The organism is Streptomyces chengmaiensis, from assembly GCF_029846775.1.
GTDB classification, from domain to species: Bacteria; Actinomycetota; Actinomycetes; order Streptomycetales; family Streptomycetaceae; genus Streptomyces; species Streptomyces chengmaiensis.
On the sequence record NZ_JARWBG010000014.1, the window covers coordinates 38,534 to 59,786 of the forward strand.

23 protein-coding genes are annotated in these 21,253 nt (G+C 73.5%); 16 read left to right on the plus strand and 7 right to left on the minus strand.

Annotation, left to right across the window (positions count from 1 at the left end; all coding sequences use genetic code 11):
- Position 1 precedes the first annotated feature (1 nt).
- From hisH to QCN29_RS14295, 5 genes are all read left to right on the plus strand, one after another.
- Positions 2-643, plus strand: a complete 642-nt coding sequence (hisH, locus tag QCN29_RS14275) for an imidazole glycerol phosphate synthase subunit HisH (protein ID WP_240139228.1) — start codon at positions 2-4, stop codon at positions 641-643.
- Positions 644-645: 2 nt separating this feature from the next.
- Positions 646-1,386 (plus strand): bifunctional 1-(5-phosphoribosyl)-5-((5-phosphoribosylamino)methylideneamino)imidazole-4-carboxamide isomerase/phosphoribosylanthranilate isomerase PriA, encoded by a 741-nt coding sequence (gene priA / locus QCN29_RS14280; RefSeq protein WP_279928290.1) that lies wholly within the window; start codon positions 646-648, stop codon positions 1,384-1,386.
- Positions 1,383-1,799, plus strand: coding sequence for a Rid family hydrolase (locus QCN29_RS14285; RefSeq protein ID WP_279928291.1), 417 nt, complete (start codon positions 1,383-1,385; stop codon positions 1,797-1,799). The genes priA and QCN29_RS14285 overlap by 4 nt, the downstream gene beginning before the upstream one ends.
- Positions 1,796-2,551, plus strand: a complete 756-nt coding sequence (hisF, locus tag QCN29_RS14290; protein ID WP_240139225.1) for an imidazole glycerol phosphate synthase subunit HisF — start codon at positions 1,796-1,798, stop codon at positions 2,549-2,551. The genes QCN29_RS14285 and hisF overlap by 4 nt, the downstream gene beginning before the upstream one ends.
- Before the next feature lie 179 nt (positions 2,552-2,730).
- A complete protein-coding gene (locus QCN29_RS14295) occupies positions 2,731-4,014 on the plus strand; it encodes an MFS transporter (RefSeq protein WP_279928292.1) in 1,284 nt (427 codons plus the stop codon).
- Between the two features lie 179 nt (positions 4,015-4,193).
- Here QCN29_RS14295 and QCN29_RS14300 read toward each other — a convergent pair whose 3' ends face one another.
- Positions 4,194-4,826, minus strand: coding sequence for a TIGR03085 family metal-binding protein (locus QCN29_RS14300; RefSeq protein ID WP_240139223.1), 633 nt, complete (start codon positions 4,824-4,826; stop codon positions 4,194-4,196).
- 84 nt (positions 4,827-4,910) lie between these two features.
- On the opposite strand from QCN29_RS14300, the gene hisI reads away from it, so the two are divergent.
- The 11 genes from hisI to lgt all read left to right on the plus strand — a co-directional run bounded on the left by hisI (position 4,911) and on the right by lgt (position 14,238).
- Positions 4,911-5,261, plus strand: a complete 351-nt coding sequence (hisI, locus tag QCN29_RS14305; RefSeq protein WP_240139222.1) for a phosphoribosyl-AMP cyclohydrolase — start codon at positions 4,911-4,913, stop codon at positions 5,259-5,261.
- An 11-nt stretch (positions 5,262-5,272) separates the two neighbouring features.
- The gene (locus QCN29_RS14310; RefSeq protein WP_279928295.1) at positions 5,273-6,763 is read left to right on the plus strand and encodes an anthranilate synthase component I; all 1,491 of its coding nucleotides are present in this window, start codon (positions 5,273-5,275) and stop codon (positions 6,761-6,763) included.
- A gap of 52 nt (positions 6,764-6,815) precedes the next feature.
- Positions 6,816-7,511: a TIGR02234 family membrane protein gene (locus tag QCN29_RS14315; RefSeq protein ID WP_398859204.1), complete on the plus strand. Its 696-nt coding sequence runs from the start codon at positions 6,816-6,818 to the stop codon at positions 7,509-7,511.
- Between the two features lie 126 nt (positions 7,512-7,637).
- Entirely contained in the window at positions 7,638-7,898 is a 261-nt protein-coding gene (locus QCN29_RS14320; protein ID WP_240139219.1) for an HGxxPAAW family protein, read from the plus strand.
- A 76-nt stretch (positions 7,899-7,974) separates the two neighbouring features.
- Positions 7,975-8,655 (plus strand): DUF2752 domain-containing protein, encoded by a 681-nt coding sequence (locus tag QCN29_RS37100; RefSeq protein WP_398859205.1) that lies wholly within the window; start codon positions 7,975-7,977, stop codon positions 8,653-8,655.
- A gap of 115 nt (positions 8,656-8,770) precedes the next feature.
- Entirely contained in the window at positions 8,771-9,580 is an 810-nt protein-coding gene (gene trpC / locus QCN29_RS14330) for an indole-3-glycerol phosphate synthase TrpC (protein ID WP_279928298.1), read from the plus strand.
- Positions 9,581-9,767: 187 nt separating this feature from the next.
- Positions 9,768-10,004, plus strand: coding sequence for a tryptophan biosynthesis modulator TrpM (trpM, locus tag QCN29_RS14335; RefSeq protein WP_398859206.1), 237 nt, complete (start codon positions 9,768-9,770; stop codon positions 10,002-10,004).
- 113 nt (positions 10,005-10,117) lie between these two features.
- Positions 10,118-11,362 carry a tryptophan synthase subunit beta gene (trpB, locus tag QCN29_RS14340; RefSeq protein WP_279928299.1) on the plus strand — a complete coding sequence of 415 codons (1,245 nt, stop codon included), beginning with the start codon at positions 10,118-10,120 and terminating at the stop codon, positions 11,360-11,362.
- A complete protein-coding gene (gene trpA, locus QCN29_RS14345) occupies positions 11,359-12,204 on the plus strand; it encodes a tryptophan synthase subunit alpha (protein ID WP_279928300.1) in 846 nt (281 codons plus the stop codon). The genes trpB and trpA overlap by 4 nt, the downstream gene beginning before the upstream one ends.
- Before the next feature lie 81 nt (positions 12,205-12,285).
- Positions 12,286-13,155 (plus strand): DsbA family protein, encoded by an 870-nt coding sequence (locus QCN29_RS14350; RefSeq protein WP_279928301.1) that lies wholly within the window; start codon positions 12,286-12,288, stop codon positions 13,153-13,155.
- 87 nt (positions 13,156-13,242) lie between these two features.
- Positions 13,243-14,238 (plus strand): prolipoprotein diacylglyceryl transferase, encoded by a 996-nt coding sequence (lgt, locus tag QCN29_RS14355; RefSeq protein ID WP_279928303.1) that lies wholly within the window; start codon positions 13,243-13,245, stop codon positions 14,236-14,238.
- 109 nt (positions 14,239-14,347) lie between these two features.
- Here lgt and QCN29_RS14360 read toward each other — a convergent pair whose 3' ends face one another.
- From QCN29_RS14360 to QCN29_RS14385, 6 genes are read right to left on the minus strand one after another with little or no spacing between them, the layout of a single operon-like run.
- Positions 14,348-15,151: an HpcH/HpaI aldolase/citrate lyase family protein gene (locus QCN29_RS14360; protein WP_279928304.1), complete on the minus strand. Its 804-nt coding sequence runs from the start codon at positions 15,149-15,151 to the stop codon at positions 14,348-14,350.
- A complete protein-coding gene (locus QCN29_RS14365) occupies positions 15,148-16,344 on the minus strand; it encodes a CaiB/BaiF CoA transferase family protein (protein ID WP_279928305.1) in 1,197 nt (398 codons plus the stop codon). Before QCN29_RS14365 ends, QCN29_RS14360 begins: the two co-directional genes overlap by 4 nt.
- Positions 16,341-17,255, minus strand: coding sequence for a ribokinase (gene rbsK, locus QCN29_RS14370; RefSeq protein ID WP_279928306.1), 915 nt, complete (start codon positions 17,253-17,255; stop codon positions 16,341-16,343). Before rbsK ends, QCN29_RS14365 begins: the two co-directional genes overlap by 4 nt.
- Entirely contained in the window at positions 17,252-18,853 is a 1,602-nt protein-coding gene (locus QCN29_RS14375) for an ADP-ribosylglycohydrolase family protein (protein ID WP_279928307.1), read from the minus strand. The genes rbsK and QCN29_RS14375 overlap by 4 nt, the downstream gene beginning before the upstream one ends.
- Positions 18,854-18,885: 32 nt before the next feature.
- A complete protein-coding gene (locus QCN29_RS14380; RefSeq protein WP_279928309.1) occupies positions 18,886-20,040 on the minus strand; it encodes an ADP-ribosylglycohydrolase family protein in 1,155 nt (384 codons plus the stop codon).
- On the minus strand, positions 20,024-21,214 hold the full coding sequence (locus QCN29_RS14385) for an ADP-ribosylglycohydrolase family protein (protein WP_398859207.1): 1,191 nt from the start codon (positions 21,212-21,214) through the stop codon (positions 20,024-20,026). The genes QCN29_RS14380 and QCN29_RS14385 overlap by 17 nt, the downstream gene beginning before the upstream one ends.
- Positions 21,215-21,253 lie beyond the last annotated feature (39 nt).

Here is a 21,253-nt window from a genome sequence, read left to right on the forward strand (position 1 = left end):
CATGAGCACACCGAAGAAGGTCGTCGTCCTCGACTACGGCTTCGGCAACGTCCGCTCCGCCGAGCGTGCACTCGCCCGCGTCGGCGCAGATGTCGAGATCACCCGTGACTACGACGCCGCCATGAACGCCGACGGGCTCCTGGTCCCCGGCGTCGGCGCCTTCTCCGCCTGCATGGAGGGCCTCAAGCGGGCCCGAGGCGACTGGGTCATCGGCCGCCGGCTGTCCGGCGGCCGCCCGGTCATGGGCATCTGCGTCGGCATGCAGATCCTCTTCGCCCGCGGCATCGAGCACGGCGTGGAGAGCGAGGGGCTCGACGAGTGGCCCGGAACCGTCGGACCGCTGAAGGCCCCCGTCGTCCCCCACATGGGCTGGAACACCGTCGAGGCGCCCGCCGACAGCCGGCTCTTCGCCGGCGTCGACCCCGACGCACGCTTCTACTTCGTGCACTCCTACGCCGTGCACGACTGGGAGCTCCAGATCACCAACCCCGCCATGCGCTCCCCGAGCGTCACCTGGGCGACGCACGGCGAGAAGTTCGTCGCCGCCGTCGAGAACAACGCCCTGTGGGCCACCCAGTTCCACCCCGAGAAGTCCGGCGACGCCGGCGCCCAGCTCCTCACCAACTGGATCGAGACTCTCTGATCATGGCTCAGCAGCTTGAACTCCTCCCCGCAGTCGACGTCCGCGACGGTCAGGCCGTCCGCCTGGTGCACGGCGAGTCCGGCACGGAGACCTCCTACGGCTCCCCGCTGGAGGCGGCCCTGACCTGGCAGCGCGCAGGCGCCGAATGGCTGCACCTGGTGGACCTGGACGCCGCCTTCGGCACGGGCGACAACCGTGAGCTGATCGCGGAGGTGACAGGGAGCATCGCGGGTCACGGCATCAAGGTCGAGCTGTCCGGGGGCATCCGCGACGACGCCTCCCTGGCCGCCGCGCTGGCCACCGGCTGCACCCGGGTCAACCTGGGCACCGCGGCCCTGGAGACCCCCGAGTGGGTCGCCAAGGTCATCGCGCAGCACGGCGACAAGATCGCGGTCGGCCTGGACGTCCGCGGCACCACGCTGCGCGGCCGCGGCTGGACGCGCGACGGCGGCGATCTGTACGAGACGCTGGCCCGCCTCGACTCCGAGGGCTGTGCCCGATACGTCGTCACCGACATCGCCAAGGACGGCACACTGCAGGGCCCCAACCTGGAGCTGCTGCGCAATGTCTGCGCCGCCACCGACAAGCCCGTCGTCGCCTCCGGCGGCGTGTCCTCGCTGGACGACCTGCGGGCGCTGACCTCCCTGGTGCCGCAGGGCGTCGAGGGCGCGATCGTCGGCAAGGCCCTGTACGCCAAGGCGTTCACCCTGGAAGAAGCGCTTGCGACGGTGGCCCGCGCATGACCGGCTCCGTACGCCGCATCGGCTCCGACGGCCCCTGGGAGGAGGCCTTCGGCTACTCCCGGGCCGTCGAGCTGCCCAACGGGATGGTCCTCGTCTCCGGCTGCACCTCCATCGTGAACGGCCACGTCGCCGCAGTCGGCCCGTACGACCAGGCCGTCACCGCCTTCGGCGTGGCGCTGGACGCGCTGAAGGAGCTCGGCCTGCGGGCGGAGCACGTGGTGCGCACCCGCATGTACATCACCCACGCCCGCGACGTGGACGAGGTGGGCCGGGCCCACAGGGAGCTGTTCGGCGAGGTCCGCCCGGCCGCGTCGATGCTCATCGTCGACGGCTTCGTCGACCCCGGCCTGATCGTCGAGGTCGAGGTCGAGGCCTACCGAGACCCCGAAGACAGAGGAGGCGACGGCGCATGACTCTCGCGATCCGAGTCATCCCCTGCCTGGACGTGGACAACGGCCGGGTCGTCAAGGGGGTCAACTTCCAGAACCTGCGCGATGCGGGCGACCCCGTCGAAATGGCCAAGCTGTACGACGCCGAAGGCGCCGACGAGCTGACGTTCCTCGACATCACGGCCTCCTCAGGCAACCGCGAGACGACATACGACGTGGTGCGCCGCACCGCCGAGCAGGTCTTCATCCCGCTCACCGTCGGCGGAGGCGTCCGCTCGCCTGAGGACGTCGACAAGCTGCTGCGGGCCGGCGCGGACAAGGTCGGCGTCAACACGGCGGCCATCGCACGCCCCGAACTGATCCGGGAGATCGCCGAACGCTTCGGCCGCCAGGTCCTGGTGCTGTCGGTGGACGCCCGCCGCACCGAGACGGGATCCTTCGAGGTCACCACCCACGGCGGCCGCCGCGGAACCGGCATCGACGCGGTCGAATGGGCCCACCGCGCGGCGGAGCTGGGCGCGGGCGAGATCCTGCTCAACTCCATGGACGCCGACGGCACCAAGGACGGCTACGACACGGAGATGATCGCCGCCGTGCGCAAGCACGTCACGGTCCCCGTCATCGCCAGCGGCGGCGCGGGCCGGCTGGCGGACTTCCCCCCGGCGATCGAGGCAGGCGCGGACGCGGTGCTCGCGGCATCGGTCTTCCACTTCGGCGACCTCCGGATCTCCCAGGTCAAGGAGACCCTCCGAAAAGCCGGGCACCCGGTGCGCTGACGGCCATACCATGATCGCATGTCTGCGATCACGGTCTGCCGAACGGGCGGCGAGCCGGCCGAACCGGGCACGGCGGACGCGGAGCCGGGCCCCGGCCTCCGTCAGCCGGCGCGCGACGCCCCGGCACCCGGTGCGAAGCGCCGGCGTCGACGCCGCCCGGCCCGGGCACGGCCCGCCGCATGGGCCGTCGGATAGCAGAGGACGCCGCCGCGCCCGCGCCGGGCACGGCGGCGTCCCCTCCCGAACTCCCCGCCTACCGCGACGCCAATGTGCTGCGGTGGGCCGGCGCGTACACGGCCTCCGCCGTCGGCGACGGCGTCTACTACCTGGCCCTGTCCTGGGCCGCGGTACGCGGCGGCAGCCCCGCCGAGGCGGGCGCGGCAGTCGCGGTCAGCGCCGTGCCGCGCGCCCTGCTGATGCTCGGCGGGGGCGTGGTCGCCGACCGCGTCGGGCCGCGCCGGGTCGTCATCGGCAGCGACGCCGCACGTGCCGTGACCGTGCTCGGGCTCGCCGCCCTGCTGCTCGCCGCCGACCCCGGCCTGTGGCTGCTCGCGGCCGTCGCCGTCGTCTTCGGGGCGCTCGACGCCCTGTTCATGCCTGCCGTCGGCGCACTTCCGCCGCGTATCGCCCCACCCGGACAGCTGGCCAGGATCCAGGGCATGCGCGGCCTCGCCACCCGGCTCGCGACCGTCGTCGGCGCGCCCCTGGGCGGGCTCGCCATCGCCGTCGGCGGCCCGGTCGCCGCATTCGGCGCAGCCGGTCTGCTGTTCGCGCTCTCGGTGCCGCTGCTGCTCGCCGTACGACTGTCCCCGCTGCCGGTCGACACGTCCGCACCCGCTCCGGCAACGCTCACCACCCCGCTGCGGGATCTGGTCGACGGGCTGCGCCATATCCGCCGCCACCGCGTGCTGGGCCCGCTGCTGGCGGTCATCGGGCTGAGCGACCTGGGCTTCGTCGGCCCCATGAACATCGGGCTCGTGCTGCTCGCGGACGAACGCGGCTGGGGAGCAGCCGGCATGGGCTGGATCCTCGCCGGCTTCGCCGTCGGCTCGGGCGCGGCCTCCCTGCTGCTCACCGTACGGGGCAGGGTGCCGCGCGCCGGGCTCGTCCAGGGCCTGGCGATCGTCGTCGGCTCCGCGGCCGTCGCGGCACTCGCCGTGGCGCCGAACGCAGCCGCAGCAGCGGCCGTCGCCGTCGTCATCGGCCTGCTGACCGGCCTGAACGGGGTGCTGTGCAACGCGCTGCTCCAGACGCAGAGCGACCCGGCCCATCTCGGCCGGGTCACCTCCGTGGCCACACTCCTCAGCCTGGGCCTGGCGCCGCTGAGCTTCCCCGTCACGGGTGCGGCCATCGCGCTGTGGGGGACCGTTCCCGTCTTCGCCGTCAGCGCGGCGATCTGCGCGGCGGGAGGCGTATACGGGCTGCTGCGCACACCCCTGCGCAGGGCGGACCTGCCGCGCTGACGCCCGCGTCTGCCGTCGGCACGGTGGGCGGAGCGGTGGGATGGGCCGTGTCCGTAACCGGGGGCTCCGCCCCCGGATCCCCGGCACGGCCTGAAGGCCGTGTCCTCGAACGCCGGACGGGCCTGTTGAGCCCGCCTGCGTTTGAGGCGTCGGGTCCGGGGGGCGGAGCCCCGGGGAAGCTAGAAGCCCAGCTTCGCCTCACGCACCCGCTCGATCGCCTCCTTGTCGCCCTCCAGATCCACCCGCGCCACATCCTGGCGCCCGTACATGAACATGATCAGCTCGCCGGGCTCTCCGGTGACCGTGACCACCGGCGTGCCGCGGTGCGCGACCGCCGTCTGGCCGTCCGGGCGGCGCAGAACCAGGCCGACCGGGGCACGGCGGCCCAGCAGTCGCGCCGCCTTCTCCAGCCGCGACCACAGGGCGTTCTCGAAGACCGCGTCCAGCTCGCGCGGGGTCCACTCGGGCTGCGCCCGGCGCACGTCCTCGGCGTGGACGTAGAACTCGACCGTGTTCGCAGCCTCGTCGATCTGCTTGATCCCGTACGGGGACATCCGCGGCGGCCCCGTACGGATCAGCTGGATCAGCTCCTCGTACGGCTTCGCGGCGAACTCCGAATGAACCCGGTCCATACGCTCCTTGAGCGCACCCACCACGATCCCGGCGGCCGCGTCCGGCCGCCGCTCCCGGAGCACTATGTGGGCGGCCAGATCACGGGTGGTCCAGCCCTCGCACAGGGTCGTGGCCTCGGGGCCCGCCGCCTCCAACAGGTCGGCGAACAACAGCCGTTCACGCTTCGCATGGGTCGACATGCCCGCCAGGGTACGGCGGCGGCCCCCTGTCCGCCCAGTGGACGCACCGCCGGACGGCCACCTGAGGCGCGGCACAATGTCCCCATGACCAGCAATCTCGCCCCGGACATCGCCGCCCGTCTCAAGCGCAGCCCCGACGGGCTGATTCCGGCCATCGCCCAGCAGTACGACACCGGCGAGGTGCTGATGCTGGGGTGGATGGACGACGAGGCCCTGCACCGCACCCTGACCACCGGACGCTGCACCTACTACAGCCGCAGCCGCCAGGAATACTGGGTCAAGGGCGACACCTCCGGCCATGTCCAGCACGTCAAGTCCGTCGCGCTCGACTGCGACGCGGACACGGTTCTGGTCAAGGTCGACCAGGTGGGCGCGGCCTGCCACACCGGGGCGCGCACCTGCTTCGACGCCGATGTGCTCCCCCTGGGCAAGTAGGGTCACTCGCCATGGACCTCGAGACCTTCCGCAAGCTCGCCGCCGACCGGCGCGTCATCCCCGTCAGCCGCAGGCTCCTGGCGGACGGCGACACCCCCGTCGCGCTCTACCGGAAACTCGCCGCCGAACGCCCCGGCACCTTCCTGCTGGAATCGGCGGAGAACGGCCGCTCCTGGTCCCGGTACTCCTTCATCGGCGTACGGTCCGCCGCGACCCTCACCGAGCGGGACGGGCAGGCCCGCTGGCTGGGCCGCCCCCCGGTCGGCGTTCCCGCCGACGGCGACCCCCTCACGGCGCTGCGCGCCACGGTCGAGGCCCTGCACACGCCCCGCGACCTGGTCTCCGGCATGCCGCCCTTCACCGGAGGCATGGTCGGCTATCTGGGCTATGACATCGTGCGCCGGCTGGAGAAGATCGGCCCGGGTGAGCGCGACGACCTCAGGCTGCCCGAGCTGACCATGATGCTCACCTCCGACCTGGCCGTCCTCGACCACTGGGACGGCACCGTCCTGCTGATCGCCAACGCCATAAACCACAACGACCTCGACAGCGGCGTCGACGAGGCGTACGCGGACGCGGTCGCCCGCCTCGACGCCATGGAGGCCGACCTCACCCGGCCGCTGGCCTCCCGCCCCGCCGCCCTGCCGCCCTCCGAACTCCCGCCGTACACCGCCCTGTGGGGCGGACCCGCCTTCCAGGAGGCCGTCGAGGACGTCAAGGAGCGCATCCGGGCCGGCGAGGCCTTCCAGGTCGTGCCGTCGCAGCGGTTCGAGACCCCGTGCACCGCGGGTGCGCTGGACGTCTACCGGGTGCTGCGGGCCACCAACCCCAGCCCCTATATGTACCTCTTCCGCTTCGAGGGCTTCGACGTCGTCGGCTCCAGCCCGGAGGCACTGGTCAAGGTCGAGGACGGGCACGCGATGCTCCACCCGATCGCCGGGACCCGCCCGCGCGGAGCCACCCCGCAGGAGGACCACGACCTCGCCGAGGAACTGCTGGCCGACCCCAAGGAGCGCGCCGAGCATCTGATGCTCGTCGACCTGGGCCGCAACGACCTCGGGCGGGTGTGCGAGCCCGGCACGGTCGAAGTCGTCGACTTCATGTCCATCGAGCGGTACTCACATGTGATGCACATCGTCTCGACGGTGACCGGCAAGGTCGCCGCCGGCCGCACCGCCTTCGACGTGCTGACCGCGTGCTTCCCGGCGGGCACCCTCTCCGGGGCGCCGAAGCCGCGCGCGATGCAGATCATCGACGAACTGGAGCCGTCCCGGCGCGGCATCTACGGCGGCTGCGTCGGCTATCTCGACTTCGCCGGGGACTCCGACACCGCCATCGCCATCCGGACCGCGCTGCTGCGGGACGGCACGGCGTATGTGCAGGCCGGGGCGGGCATCGTGGCGGACTCCGACCCGGTGGCCGAGGACACGGAGTGCCGCAACAAGGCGGCTGCCGTGCTGCGCGCCGTCCACACCGCGAACCGGCTGGACGAAGCCGGCTGAACGCGGCCGTGAAGGCCACCGGCCGAGCGGGCGATCCGAGGCGTAAGGGATAGTGGGGTATGTGAGCGCAGCGTCCGTACCCCACACCGGCCCCCACACCGGCCCCCACGCCGACCCCGACAGCGCGGCCCCCGACAGCGCGGCCCCCGGCGCCGCTCCCGCGGGCAGCCGCCGCAGCCTTGCCGCGGCCCTGTTCCTCGGCTCGGTCGGCGCGGCCGTCGTGCTGCTCGCCTCCGGCCAGGTCTGGGCCGAGGGACGGGCCCCCGTCGGCGGCGGGGCCCTGCCCCTCCAGGCCGAGGGCGGCGATGTCACCGGGCTGCCCACGGCACTGGCCGTCGTCGGCCTGGCGGCTCTCGTCGCCGTCTTCGCGGTACGCGGCGCGGGCCGGCTGCTGGTCGCCGCGCTGCTCGCACTCAGCGGCGCGGGCGCGGCCGTCGCCGCCGCACTGGGGGCCGCCGACCGGTCCGCCCTGGACGAGGAGGCCGCCCGCACCACCGGCGACACGGCCGCCACGGTGCAGGCGCTCACCCACACCGGCTGGCCGTACGTCACCGCGGCGGGCGGTGCGCTGATCCTGCTCGCGGGCCTCCTCGCCCTGCGGTACGGAAGGCACTGGCCCGCCATGTCCGGCCGCTACGAGCGCGACGCAGGCCCGCGGGCCCGCGGCGCGGCGGCCATCGACCCGGACCGCCCCGAGGACCTGTGGAAGGCCCTGGACCGCGGCGAGGACCCCACCCGGGACCGGTGAGCGCGGCGCTCCAGCCCCCGGCTCACATGCCACTCCCGGCGTACGGGACAATGTCTGATGAGCACCCGGCTCAGCTGACGACAGCCTCACAACAGATCTCTGGCCTTTAGCAACGAGGAGCAACTCATGGCGGGCAGCAGCCACGGACACACCCCGGCCGCCTGGACCGGTGTCACCATCGCCTTCATCGGTTTCTGCATCGCGGGCGTCTTCATGGTCGCGGCCAACCCGCTCGGCTTCTGGGCCGGCATGGGCGTGGTGATCCTCGGCGGCGTCGTCGGCACCGCGATGAAGGCGGCGGGCATGGGCCAGCCGAAGGAGTCACCCGTCCGCGTCCAGCCGCGCGAGACCGCCGCCGCGGTGCCGGCGGAGTCCGTGGCCTCCTGAAGCGCGACGCGCACATAGGGCGCAGCCCCGGCCTGCCGGGCTGCGCCCTCGGCATATGAACGGGGAGAATCACCGCGTGGACGCCAAGCCTGCACCCCCCGCCGTGCCCGGAGCACATCCGACGCCCCAGGAGGCCACCGCCCGGCCTGCGCCGGCGGAGGCCGACGGCGCCGCCGGGCCCTGGGACGGGGCCGGCAACGCTCTTGCCGGTCCGTCGGGCGCGGGTGCGGGCGCCGACGGTCCCGCGCCCGGCCCGCCGGGTCCGCAGGGCGGTGGCCGACCGGGCTGGGGGGCGAACCAGGGGGCCCGGGGCCCGCACCGGGAGGGGGCCTGGGGGACGCATGTCCCCCGGCCGCCCGCGTCGCTCGCGCGGCGGATCGCCGCGCCCGCCGCGGCCCTGGCCTCCGTCGCCGCCGCGTTCGCCTATGTCGGCTCCGTCGACCCCAACGAACCCGGCCACTACCCGGCCTGCCCGCTGCTGACGTACACGGGGCTGCTGTGCCCCGGCTGCGGCGGGCTGCGCAGCGCCCACGCCTTCATCCACGGCGACCTGCCCACCGCACTCGGCGCGAACGCCGCCGCGGTCGTCGGCTACGGCGTCTTCGCCGTCGTCTGGACGCTGTGGCTCATCCGGTCCGTGCAGGGCCGTGAGCTGCGCGTCTCGCTCGCTCCCGGATGGTGGTGGACACTGGGAGGTGTTCTGCTGGTGTTCAGCGTGGTCCGCAACCTCCCCTTCGGAACCGCTCTCGCACCCTGAAGTCCCAGGTAGTGGGACAGGCGTCAACCGGATGCGAACCCTGCGTCCCCGTACGGATACCATCGACGTGGCTGATCCTGTTCCATCATCACCGTCCCGGAAGGGGGCCGCTCGCGTGAGTGTGCTCGACGAGATCATCGAAGGCGTGCGCGCCGACCTCGCAGAGCGGCAGGCGCGGGTGAGCCTCGACGAGCTCAAGGAGCGCGCCGCACAGGCGCCCCAGGCGCGTGACGGCGTCGCCGCGCTCCGCGGCGAAGGCGTCCAGGTCATCTGCGAGGTCAAGCGCTCCAGCCCGTCCAAGGGCGCGCTCGCCGCCATCGCCGACCCCGCCGGACTGGCCGCCGACTACGAGGCGGGCGGCGCGGCCGTCATCTCCGTGCTGACAGAGGAGCGCCGGTTTGGCGGTTCGCTCGCCGATCTGGAGGCCGTCCGCGCCCGGGTCGACATCCCTGTCCTGCGCAAGGACTTCATCGTCACCTCGTACCAGCTCTGGGAGGCCCGGGCCTACGGCGCCGACCTGGCGCTGCTGATCGTGGCCGCCCTTGAGCAGGAGGCCCTGGTCTCGCTGATCGAGCGTGCCGAGTCGATCGGTCTGACCCCGCTCGTCGAGGTGCACGACGAGGAAGAGGTCGAGCGTGCCGTCGACGCCGGAGCGAAGATCATCGGGGTGAACGCCCGCGATCTGAAGACCCTCAAGGTCGACCGCTCCACCTTTGAGCGCGTGGCCCCCGAGGTCCCCGCCGGGATCGTCAAGGTCGCCGAGTCGGGCGTCCGCGGCCCGCATGATCTGATCGCCTATGCCAACGCCGGCGCCGACGCCGTGCTCGTCGGAGAGTCCCTGGTCACCGGCCGGGACCCGAAGTCCGCCGTCGCCGATCTGGTCGCCGCCGGGGCCCACCCCGCTCTGCGGCACGGCAGGAGCTGACCGCCCGCCCATGACCGCCGCCGTGACGCCCGCCCCCGTGACGCCTGCATCCGCGGCGACTCCTGCCGTGACGCCTGCTCCCGCGGCGACTCCTGCCGTGACGCCCGCCCCCGTGACGCCTGCATCCGCGGCGACTCCTGCCGTGACGCCTGCTCCCGCGGCGACTCCTGCCGTGAGGCCCGTCGGTGTGACGACCGCAGCCGTCGCCGGGTGCGGCAGCCGCGCGCGGCGTCACACCCGGCCGGGCCTGCGCTCCGCCGGAGTCCCGGCGCGACTGCCGCACGCCCCGCTGGCGCGCGGCTGCCGGCCCAGGGGCTGTCGCGCGCCCGCCCGGCGGGTCCACGGCCGCCGCGTCCGCTATGTCATCGGCGATGAGCCGGGCCAGGTCAACGGCATGCGATGGCGTGCCCGCGCCGCCCTGTGACCTCCGCCGGCCCCAGTGTGACTCGGGGCCGGGCGCACTCTGCCCTTCGCGGGGCCCGAGCGGCACGGGGCATACGGTGAAACCAGCCCGTAGCTTCTTCAGGAGTACGTCGGATGCCTTCTGACTTCTTCATTCCGGATCCCGAGGGCCAGGTGCCCAGCGCCGAGGGGTACTTCGGCGCCTTCGGCGGCAAGTTCATCCCCGAGGCGCTGGTCGCCGCGGTCGACGAGGTCGCCGTCGAGTACGACAAGGCGAAGGCGGACCCCGCCTTCGCCGCCGAACTGGGCGATCTGCTGGCCAACTACACGGGACGCCCCAGCGCGCTCACCGAAGTGCCCCGGTTCGCCGAGCACGCGGGCGGCGCGCGGATCTTCCTCAAGCGGGAGGACCTCAACCACACCGGCTCACACAAGATCAACAACGTGCTGGGCCAGGCGCTGCTCACCCGCCGCATGGGCAAGACCCGGGTCATCGCCGAGACCGGCGCGGGCCAGCACGGAGTGGCGACCGCCACCGCCTGCGCCCTGTTCGGCCTTGACTGCACCATCTACATGGGTGAGATCGACACCCAGCGGCAGGCTCTCAACGTGGCCCGGATGCGCATGCTGGGCGCCGAGGTCATCGCCGTGAAGTCCGGCAGCCGCACCCTCAAGGACGCCATCAACGAGGCGTTCCGAGACTGGGTCGCCAACGTCGAGCACACGCACTATCTGTTCGGCACGGTGGCCGGGCCGCATCCCTTCCCCGCCATGGTCCGCGACTTCCACCGCGTCATCGGGGTGGAGGCCAAGCGGCAGATCACCGCACGGGCGGGACGGCTCCCGGACGCCGCGATCGCCTGCGTCGGCGGCGGCTCCAACGCCATCGGGCTGTTCCACGCCTTCATCCCGGACACCGGGGTGCGGCTGATCGGGTGCGAGCCCGCCGGCCACGGCATCGAGTCGGGGGAGCACGCGGCCACGCTCACCGCGGGCGAACCGGGCATCCTGCACGGCTCGCGCTCGTACGTCCTCCAGGACGAGGAGGGCCAGATCACCGAGCCGTACTCGATCTCCGCCGGGCTTGACTACCCGGGCATCGGGCCGGAGCACTCGTATCTCAAGGACGTCGGGCGCGGCGAGTACATCGCGGTCACCGACGACGACGCGATGCAGGCGCTGCGGCTGCTCTCCCGCACGGAGGGCATCATTCCGGCCATCGAGTCGGCGCACGCCCTGGCCGGGGCGCTCCGGGTCGGCCGGGAACTGGGCGAGGACGGGCTGCTCCTGGTCAACCTCTCCGGCCGCGGCGACAAGGACATGGACACGGCGGCCCGCTACTTCGGCCTGTACGACTCCCCGAAGGGTGATGCCCAGTGAGCGAGAACACCGGAAGCAGCGGCAACATCGAACTGCTGAACGCCGCCCTCGCCACAGCCAAGGCGGAGAACCGGGCCGCTCTGATCGCCTACCTCCCGGCCGGGTTCCCGACCGTCGAGGGCGGGATCGAGGCCGTCAAGGCCGCCCTGGACGGCGGCGCGGACGTGGTCGAGGTCGGGCTCCCGCACAGTGACCCTGTGCTCGACGGGCCGGTCATCCAGACCGCCGACGACATCGCCCTGCGCGGCGGCGTCAGGATCGCCGATGTGCTGCGCACGGTCCGCGAGGCCCACGCGGCCACCGGGAAGCCGGTCCTCGTGATGACGTACTGGAACCCCATCGACCGCTACGGCGTCGAGCGGTTCACCGCGGAGCTCGCCGAGGCGGGCGGCGCGGGCTGCATCCTGCCCGACCTTCCGGTCGAGGAGTCCGGACTGTGGCGCGAGCACGCCGAGAAGCACGGCCTCGCCACGGTCTTCGTCGTCGCGCCCAGCAGTCGGGACGCACGTCTGGCGAAGATCACCGAGGCGGGCTCCGGCTTCGTCTACGCCGCCTCGCTGATGGGTGTCACCGGCACCCGTGAGTCGGTCGGCGCGCAGGCCCAGGACCTGGTACGCCGCACCCGGGACACCCCCGCGGCCCGCCGCGGGCTCCCCGTCTGCGTGGGGCTGGGCGTCTCCAACCCCGAGCAGGCTGCCGAAGTCGCCTCCTTCGCCGACGGAGTGATCGTCGGCTCGGCCTTCGTCAAGCGGCTCCTGGACGCCCCCGACCAGACCGCCGGGCTCGCCGCGGTACGTGAACTGGCCGGGGAACTGGCCAGGGGCGTGCGCTCACGCGCGTAAGCACAGCGCCGCCCATCACTCGAAGGGGTGGAACTGCGACCGGGGAGGCATGTTCGTGCCTCCCCGGTTCGTTTGCGGGTTGTGAGCGAGAACAATCAAGATCGAAGGCGGGCCGCTCGGGAGCGGCTCCAGCGGGAGCGCGAGCTGGAGAAGCGGCGCGAGAAGCGGCGGCGGACGCTGATCGTCGCCTCGGCGGTGGTCGGCGTCCTGGGCCTCGCCGCGGTCGTGGGCCTGATCGCCGCCAATGCCGGAAAGGACGGCGGCGGCACGGACGCGGGCCCCGTGGTCGCGCCCGCCGGCGCGGAGGGCGAGGAGCAGCTCGCGATCCCGGTCGGCGCGCCCGACGCCCCCTCCACGCTCACCGTGTGGGAGGACTTCCGCTGCCCCGCCTGCGCCGCGTTCGAGAACACCCTGCGGGACACCATCCACGACATGACGGAGCAGGGGCAGCTCAAGGTCGAGTACCGTCTCGCCACGATCATCGACGGCAATCTCGGCGGAAACGGCTCCAAGCGCGCGGCGAACGCCGCGGCCTGCGCCCAGGACGCCGGGCACTTCGCCGCCTACCACGATGTGCTGTTCGAGGACCAGCCGCCGGAGATCGACGACGCCTACGCCGACAACGACAAGCTGATCGAGCTCGCGGGCAAGGTCGAGGGCCTGGACACGCCCGCGTTCCGCCGGTGCGTGCAGGACGGCACGTACAGCGCCTGGGTGAACGAGTCGAACCAGGCCTTCCAGGACGGCGGCTTCCGCGGCACCCCGACCGTCCTGCTCAACGGAGAATCGATCTTCCCGCAGAAGGGCGACGAGCAGATCAGCGTCGAGAACTTCAAGAAATGGGTCGCGGAGGCCAACGAAGGCAAGCAGCCGGGCACCGAGGCGCCCGCGTCCCCCACTCGCTCTCCCTCGCCCGCAGACACCGGGTCCCCCGCCCCGACGGGGTCCTGACGCCCCTCCGAGGCCGGGGCCCGTTACCCATACGTTGCCGGGCGGGTTGCCGCTCGTCCCACCCGGCAAGGTAGCGTCGGTCCTGCCATGGACCTTGCCTACATTCCCAGCCCGTCGACCGGAGTGATCCACCTCGGACCCATTCCGCTGCGCGGCTACGCCTTCTGCATCATCATCGGTGTCTTCGTCGCCGTCTGGTACGGCAACAAGCGCTGGGTCGCTCGGGGCGGCAAAGCCGGCACCGTCGCCGACGTCGCCGTCTGGGCGGTTCCCTTCGGCCTGGTCGGCGGTCGGCTCTACCACGTGGTCACCGACTACCAGCTGTACTTCAGCGAGGGTGAGAACTGGGTCGACGCCTTCAAGATCTGGGAAGGCGGCCTGGGCATCTGGGGCGCGATCGCGTTCGGCGCGGTGGGCGCCTGGATCGGCTGCCGCCGCCGCGGCATCCCGCTGCCCGCCTGGGCCGACGCCCTCGCCCCCGCCCTCGCCTTCGCCCAGGCGATCGGCCGCTGGGGCAACTGGTTCAACCAGGAGCTGTACGGCAGGCCCACCGATCTGCCGTGGGCCCTGAGGATCACCGAGGGCGTCAACCGGGAGGCGGGGCTCTACCACCCGACCTTCCTCTACGAGTCCCTGTGGTGCATCGGAGTCGCCCTGCTGGTGATCTGGGCGGACCGCCGCTTCCGGCTGGGCCACGGCCGGGCTTTCGCCCTCTATGTCGCCGCGTACTGCGCCGGCCGCGGCTGGATCGAGTACATGCGGGTCGACGAGGCGCACCATGTGCTGGGTCTGCGCCTCAACGTCTGGACCTCGATCATCGTCTTCCTGCTCGCCGTCACCTACATCGTGCTCTCGGCGCGGCTGCGCCCCGGCCGCGAGGAGATCGTGGAGCCGGCGGCCGCCGACCGGGCGAAGCAGGCCGGGATCACGACCGCGGACGGCGACGACGGCGGAGATGCAGAGGCCGGAGATGCAGAGGCCGACGATGCAGAGGGCGGCGATGCAGAGGGCGGCGAGGCGCAGGGCGGCAAGGCCGGCCGCGATGCCAAGAGCGCGGGAACGGAGTCGGCCCAGACGGGCTGACCTGCCGCTCAGGCTCCCCCGAAGCCGCCGGAACCACGGGTTCCGGCGGCTTCGCCGTCACCCTGGACGCGAGGGGTCTGGGGGTGAGCCTCGCGGGGGAGCCCCGCGGTCAGCCGGGGACCTCCCGGCGTGCCAGCGCCAGCGTCCGCTCCGCCGCCGCGACCACCGCCCCGTCCACGAAGCGCCCGTCCGGCAGCGCCACCGCGCCCTCGTCGTCCGCCGCCGCCTTCACGATCTCCTCCGCTTCCTCCACTTCCCGCGGGGTCGGCAGGAACGCCCGCAAGATGACCGGCAGCTGGCGCGGGTGGAGGGCCGCCCGGCCGAGCATGCCCAGGTCCCGGCCGTGTGCGCAGGACGCGGCGAGCCCGTCGAGATCGTAGACGTCGGGGTAGACGGACTGGGCGGGCGGCAGCAGCCCGGCCGCCCGCGCGGCGAACACGGTGCGGGCCCGCGGCCAGTCGAGGGCGGCGTCGCCGCGCATCCCCAGCTCCGCCTGCAGGTCGGCCTCGCCGAGCCCGATGCCGCGCACCGCCTCGTGGGCGGTGGCGATCGCGTACGCGTGCTCCACGGCCAGCGCCGATTCCAGCAGGGGGTAGAGGGGGACGCCCGGCGCCCGCGCCGCGATGCGCCGGATGTCAGTGGCGTGTGCGACCTTGGGAACACGTACGGCGGACAGGCCCGGCAGCCCTGCCAGGGCCTCGACGGCACGGGGGGTGTCGATGCGCACATGCACGGGAAGCGGCTGCGCGGAGGAGAGGAGTTCGACGGTGGCGTCCAGGGCGTACCGCCGTCGGCCGGGGGCGACCGCGTCCTCCAGGTCGACGATCACGACGTCGGCGCCGGAGGTGAGCGCCTTGTGCACGACCACGGGCCGGTCTCCGGGCGCGTACAGCCAGGTGAGGGGGAGGGTCATAGCGCTCCTTGGGAGCGGAGTGCGGTGATGTCGGCGGGCGAGAGGCCTAGTTCGGCGAGGACGGCGTCCGTGTCCGCGCCATGGGGCCGTCCCGTCCAGCGGATCGCGCCGGGGGTCTCGGAGAGCCGGAAGAGGACGTTCTGCATCCGCAGCACGCCGAGTTCCGGGTCGGGAACCTCGGTGACGGTGTCCAGCGCGCGGTACTGGGGATCGTCCATGACGTCGCGGATGTCGTAGACCGGTGCGATCGCCGCTTCGGCCTTCTCGAACGCCGCCAGCGCCTCGGCGCGGCTGCGGCGGGCGATCCAGCCGCCGACCGCCTCGTCGAGCACATCGGCGTGGTCGGCGCGCCCGCTGCCGGTGGCGAACCAGGGCTCGTGGATCAGATCCGGACGGCCGACCAGCCGCATCACGCGTTCCGCGACGGACTGGGCGGAGGTGGACACGGCCACCCAGCAGCCGTCGGCGGTGCGGTAGACGTTGCGGGGCGCGTTGTTGCGGGAGCGGTTGCCGCTGCGAGGCTGGACATAGCCCAGCTGGTCGTACCAGAGGGGCTGCGGGCCGAGCACGGTGAGGATCGGCTCGATGATCGCCATGTCGACCACCTGTCCCCGGCCGGTCGCCGCGCGGGCGGCAAGCGCGGTCATCACGGCATAGGCGGTGGCCAGGGCGGCGATGGAGTCGGCGAGTCCGAAAGGAGGGAGCGTCGGCGGGGCGTCGGGTTCGCCGGTGACGGCGGCGAAGCCGCTCATCGCCTCGGCGAGCGTGCCGAAGCCGGGCCGATGGGCGTAGGGGCCGAACTGGCCGAAGCCGGTGACACGGGCGAGGACGAGCCGGGGGTTGGCGGTGCTCAGCTCCTCCCAGCCCAGGCGCCACTTCTCCAAGGTGCCGGGGCGGAAGTTCTCGATGACGACATCGCTGGAGGCGGCCAGCCGCAGCAGTGTCTCCCGGCCTCCCGGCGCCGACAGATCCAGGGTGACGGCGCGCTTGTTGCGGCCGAGCAGCTTCCACCACAGGCCGATCCCGTCCTTCGCCGGGCCGTGGGTGCGGGAGGGGTCGGGCCGGGAGGGGTGCTCGACCTTGATGACGTCCGCGCCGAAGTCGCCCAGCAGGGTGGCGGCGAGCGGGCCCGCGAAGAGGGTCGCCAGATCGAGGACGCGGAGCCCGTGGAGCGGCATCGCCGCCGCTGTCATGAGCGAGGTCCGGCGGTGTGCGATGCGTACGCGGCGTCGATCTCCGGCCGGTACGGCATGGACGGGGAGGCGCCCGGGCGCTGGACGCACAGGGCCGCGGCGGCCGACGCCCAGGCGAGCGCCTCCCGCATCGGACGGCCCTCGCCGAGGGCGACCGCGAGCGCGCCGACGAAGGCGTCCCCTGCGGCGGTCGTGTCCACCGCGGTCACCCGCGGGGCGGGCACCGTGAGGGGAGGAGTGTCACGGGCGGCGTACAGGCAGCCCGCGGAGCCGAGGGTGATCACCACCTCGGGGACCTGGCGCAGCAGTTCCTGGGCCGCCGCGGGCGGGTCGAAGACCCCGGCGAGGGCGGCTGCCTCGTGCTCATTGGGGATCAGCAGATCGACGGCGGCCAGCAGTTCGGGGGGGAGGGGCTGGGCGGGGGCGGGGGTGAGCACGGTGCGGACGCCGTGGCGGCGGGCGGCCTCGGCGCCGTCGAGCACCGCGCTGAGGGGGAGTTCCAGTTGCAGCAGCAGTGTGTCCACGGAGGCGATGAGGGTTTCATCGCCCGGAGCGAGGGAGGTGACATGGCCGTTGGCGCCGGGGACCACGACGATCGAGTTGCCGCCTTCGTCGTCCACGACGATATGCGCGGTGCCGGAAGGACCTTCCGCGGTGCGCAGCAGGTCGGTGTCGACGCCGGAGGATTCCAGGGTGCGGCGGAGCAGACTGCCGAAGTCATCGGCGCCGACCGCGCCGATCATGGAGACGTCGCCGCCGGCCCGTGCGGCGGCGACGGCCTGGTTGGCGCCTTTGCCGCCGGGGATCGTGTGGAAATCGCGCCCGGTGACGGTCTCCCCTCGCTTCGGCGCGCGGGCGACATAGGCGACGAGGTCCATATTGGTGCTGCCGAGCACCGCGATGCCGGTCATGGGCTGAGTGCCTCCTGGTGGGTGAGCTGGCAGGTGAGTTGGGCGAGGGTGTCGAAGCCGATGCCGTCGAAGCCCGGGACGGAGGTGGCCAGACGGTTCTTGAGCGGAGCGGTCCAGTGCTCCGGGAGGGCGTCCGGGCCCCCGGCGAGCAGACCGGCGAGCGACCCGGCGGCCGCCCCGATGGAATCGGTGTCCAGGCCCGCGGAGACGGCGCGGCAGATCGAGGCGCTGAAGTCGCCGTCGGCGTGGGTGAGAGCGGCGGTCAGCAGGGCGGCGTTGGGGACGACGTGCACCCAGTGGTACGTGCCGTAGGCGGAGTGCAGCCGGTCGACGACGGTGTCGAAGTCCCGGTGCGCGGACGCGGTTTCGACGCCGGTGCGGACGGCTTCGGCCAGCCGGGACGACGGCGGCACCACCCGCAGCCCGGTGCGCAGGCACTGGTGTACATCGGCCGTGCCCGTGCCCGCCTCGGCGAGGGCGGCCGCGAGGAACATCGCGCCGTACACCCCGTTGGCGGTGTGGGTCAGGGCGGCGTCGCGGTGCGCCTGCGCGGCGGCGGCCGCGGGGTCGCCGGGGTGGGTCCAGCCATGTGCATCGGCGCGGATCAGAGCCCCGATCCACTCCCGGAAGGGGTTGTGGTGCACGGCGGTGAGCGGGGGCTCGAGTCCGCAGAGCAGGTTGCGGTAGGCGACGCGCTCGGCGGTGAAGGCGCGCCCGGCGGGCAGCTGTTCCAGCCAGAGCCGGCCCACGTCGGCGGTGCGGAAGCCGCAGCCGTGCCGCTGAAGCAGCAGCAGATGGAGGAGGGGGTAGTTGAGATCGTCGTCCTCGGGCATGCCGTCGATGTTCTCGGCGAGTGAACCGTCCGCGCCGCGCCGGTTCCACGGGTGTGCCGCGGCCAGTTCGGCAGGCACGCCCCGGGCGGTGAACCAGGTCGTCAGCGGCCAGTTTCCGGTTGCCCGGGCCAGCGCGCGGATGCCGTCGAGCGGGAGCTTCTCCACGGGCCTGCCGAGCAGACAGCCCGCGGCGCGGCCGAGCCAGGCGGCGTGCAGCGCGGCTGCGATGTCCCCGTGGGAGCGGCCGGGGGCGGATGTCGGGCGGGGCGGTTCGGCGAGTGCGCGGCCGGGCGCATGCTGCTGCGCCCCGCAGCTCTCGCCGCACCTTGGGACGTCAGGCTTTGGGACGTCCGGGCTTGGGACGTCCGGGCCGGCGCGGGCTGTCCCAGGGGGGCGCACCGCAGCGCCGGCGCGGGCATCCGGTTCGGAGCTCCGGCCGCTTGGACCGGGTGCGCCCGGGCGCGGGCGTGCCGGCGGGGCCGGCCAGTCGGGGCAGGCCGCCATGATCGAGGGGAGGTCGGTCGGTTCGGCCGCGGCCAGAGGGGAGGGGAGCTGGGCGAGTTCGTCCAGGAGTTCGGCGGCGAGCGTGCGCAGCCGCGGGGGCGCGGGGTGCGGGGAGGCTCCGGAGCGCGCCGGGGGCGGGGCGCCGCCCGCGTTCAGCCAGCGGCGGCGTACAGCGCGGGCATCGCGGCCGTCCTCCTCGGCCTGACGCAGCTCATGGCCGACCAGGTCCTCCGGCTGCACCCAGGTCAGGCGCAAGTTCACCTACCTCACCAGCCTCACTAGTCTCACCGACCTCACCGGCCGTGCCGGTCTTCCGCCAGCCGGGCGAAGGCGGTCTCGTGGGCGCGGCGGCGCTCCGAGTCGCGGGCGAAGATCTCGTACGCCACCTCGGTCAGCTCCCGCGCCGGGGTGTGCAGATCGAGCCGGCTGGCCTCGGCGACGGTCTTCGCCCATGTGTCGGGTACCGGGCCCTCGCCGTGGAGCGCGCCCGCCATCGCCCCCGCCATGGTGGCGATGGAGTCGCAGTCGCGGCCGTAGTTGACCGCGCCCAGCACCGTGCGCCGGAAATCGCCCCCGCCGACGAGCAGCATCCCCAGGGCGATGGGGAGTTCCTCCACCGCGTGCAGCCGGGAGGGGCGGCGGGCGGCCAGGGACGGGGCGCGGTAGTCGGGGCCCACGGTGTCGAAGGGCGCGACGGCCTCGCGGAGCGGGCCCAGCGCGCTCTCCGTGTCGCTGTGCCGCGCGGCCGTTTCGCACACCGCCTCGATCGCGGCGCGCGTGCCGTCCTTGGCGAGCGCGAGCGAGGCGTCGACCACTGATTCGGGGGTGGCGTCCGGGGCGCAGGCTGCGGCCACGGCCGCGGCGAGCACGCCCGCAGCCTCACGGCCGTAAGAGGACTGGTGCGCGCCCGCGATGTCGAGCGCCTCCCTGTACGCGGCGGCGGGGTCGGCCGCGTTGACCAGGCCCACCGGGGCCGTGTACATGGCGGCGCCACAGTTGACGATGTTGCCCGCGCCGGCTTCGCGCGGGTCCGCGTGACCGTAGTGGAGCCGGGCGACCAGCCATTTCTCGGCGAGGAAGAGACGCTGGACGGGCAGTGCCTCGGCTTCGAGTTCGGGAATCCACCGGGGGTGGGAAATGAGGTCGGGGACGAGGTGGTCGGCTACGGCGTAGGCGTCCAGGTGGTCCCGCACCGTCGTGTAGACGCGAACCAGGGCATGGGTCATCAGGGTGTCGTCGGTGACATGGCCATCGCCCTTGTGGTACGGGGCGATCGGGCGGGCGGTGCGCCAGCCGTCGCCGTGCCAGGGGCCGACGAAGCCGGTGATGCGGCCTCCGTGCCGCTGGACGATCTGCTCCGGGGTGTAGCCCTCGACCGGGCCGCCGAGGGCGTCGCCGACCGCCGCGCCGACGAGGCTGCCGACGATCCGGTCATCGAGTGATGTCATGCCGGAATTGTCCCCCCGCAGCGGTCAGTTCCGTGTGTGCCAGCAGTCCGGCGAGTTCCACGAGATCCGTGCCGGCGAGCCGGGGGAGCGCACAGCCCGCGAGGGCACGGCATGCGTCGCGCCAGGTGTCCGGGATGCCGCTCGCGCCGCCGACGACTCCGGTCAGCGCGCCGGCCAGGGCGGGGGCGGAGTCGGCGACGCGGGACAGGCAGGCGGCCGCGGGGACGGCTTCGGCGACCCGGCCGCGGGCGGCGGACGCCAGGGCGAGGGCGACGGGGACGGTCTCGGCGGCGGCGATGCCGTAGCTGTAGACGTGGTCGACGATCTGGTGCTCGAGGAGCGGGACGAGCTCGAACGCGCCCCGGGTGTTCCGGGCGAGCTTGACGGCGTGGCGGGCGTTGCGCCCGATCTCGGTGGCGCCGGGGAGCTGGGCGAGGGCGGCGTCCACGGCGGCCGCGACGTCCGCGCCGCCGAGCGCGGCGGCGACGGCGGCGGCCAGTGCGCGTGCGCCGTGCACCCCGTCGCCGTCCTGGGTGTAACGGGCGTCGAACTCCGCGAGCGCGGCGGCCGCGTCCGGATCTCCGGGGTGCACCACGGCGAGGACAGCGGCGCGCACGCAGGCCGCGTCGTCGAAGTAGTGCGGATTGTCGTGCCCGGTGGCGGGCGGGCGCAGCCCGGTGGCGAGATTGCCCAGCCCGGCGCGTACGGAGATGCGGGCGCGCAGCGGCGGCACGGCGGACTCCACCTCGGGGGCGCGGGCCGCCGCGGCGGCGATCTCGCCGGCGAGGGAGTTCCAGGCGAGGTCGACGGCGGTGCGGACGCGCGCGGCGGGGGTGAGGCCGTCGAAGACGTCGCTGCCGGCGGCGAGGACGGTCTCGGCCGCGAAGGCGGCCCACTCGGAGTCGTCCGACGGACCGAGGCGGAGGGGTTCGGGGGGCTGGTTCAGAGCGAGGGGCACCGGGAGGGTGGTGGTGGCGTTCTGCTCGGCGAAGGTGTCCAGCTCACGGGTGAGGCGGCGGGTCCACTCGGGCATGCGGGCGGCGCGATGCCTCGCCGCGGGCCAGCCGGCGGCGTCGCCTGCGGCGAGTCCGAGGAGGAGGCCCTCGATCCGGCTTCCCCTGGGGTCCGGTCCGGTGGTTTCCCCCGCCCCGCCCCCGCCCGGAACCGGGGCAATGCCCCCGGTCCCCCGCCGCCCGCGTAGCGGTCCGCCTTT

Coding starts and splice junctions, on each gene's coding strand:
- QCN29_RS14360 (WP_279928304.1), bottom strand. CDS start 15,151: ATGACCCTCCCCCTCACCTGGCTGTACGCGCCCGGAGACCGGCCCGTG.
- rbsK (WP_279928306.1), bottom strand. CDS start 17,255: ATGACCGGCATCGCGGTGCTCGGCAGCACCAATATGGACCTCGTCGCC.
- QCN29_RS14320 (WP_240139219.1), top strand. CDS start 7,638: ATGGCGGGCAGCAGCCACGGACACACCCCGGCCGCCTGGACCGGTGTC.
- hisF (WP_240139225.1), top strand. CDS start 1,796: ATGACTCTCGCGATCCGAGTCATCCCCTGCCTGGACGTGGACAACGGC.
- hisH (WP_240139228.1), top strand. CDS start 2: ATGAGCACACCGAAGAAGGTCGTCGTCCTCGACTACGGCTTCGGCAAC.
- QCN29_RS14300 (WP_240139223.1), bottom strand. CDS start 4,826: ATGTCGACCCATGCGAAGCGTGAACGGCTGTTGTTCGCCGACCTGTTG.
- QCN29_RS14365 (WP_279928305.1), bottom strand. CDS start 16,344: ATGACAGCGGCGGCGATGCCGCTCCACGGGCTCCGCGTCCTCGATCTG.
- trpB (WP_279928299.1), top strand. CDS start 10,118: ATGCCTTCTGACTTCTTCATTCCGGATCCCGAGGGCCAGGTGCCCAGC.
- QCN29_RS14310 (WP_279928295.1), top strand. CDS start 5,273: ATGGACCTCGAGACCTTCCGCAAGCTCGCCGCCGACCGGCGCGTCATC.
- QCN29_RS14380 (WP_279928309.1), bottom strand. CDS start 20,040: ATGACATCACTCGATGACCGGATCGTCGGCAGCCTCGTCGGCGCGGCG.
- QCN29_RS14295 (WP_279928292.1), top strand. CDS start 2,731: ATGGGCCGTCGGATAGCAGAGGACGCCGCCGCGCCCGCGCCGGGCACG.
- lgt (WP_279928303.1), top strand. CDS start 13,243: ATGGACCTTGCCTACATTCCCAGCCCGTCGACCGGAGTGATCCACCTC.
- hisI (WP_240139222.1), top strand. CDS start 4,911: ATGACCAGCAATCTCGCCCCGGACATCGCCGCCCGTCTCAAGCGCAGC.
- priA (WP_279928290.1), top strand. CDS start 646: ATGGCTCAGCAGCTTGAACTCCTCCCCGCAGTCGACGTCCGCGACGGT.
- QCN29_RS14285 (WP_279928291.1), top strand. CDS start 1,383: ATGACCGGCTCCGTACGCCGCATCGGCTCCGACGGCCCCTGGGAGGAG.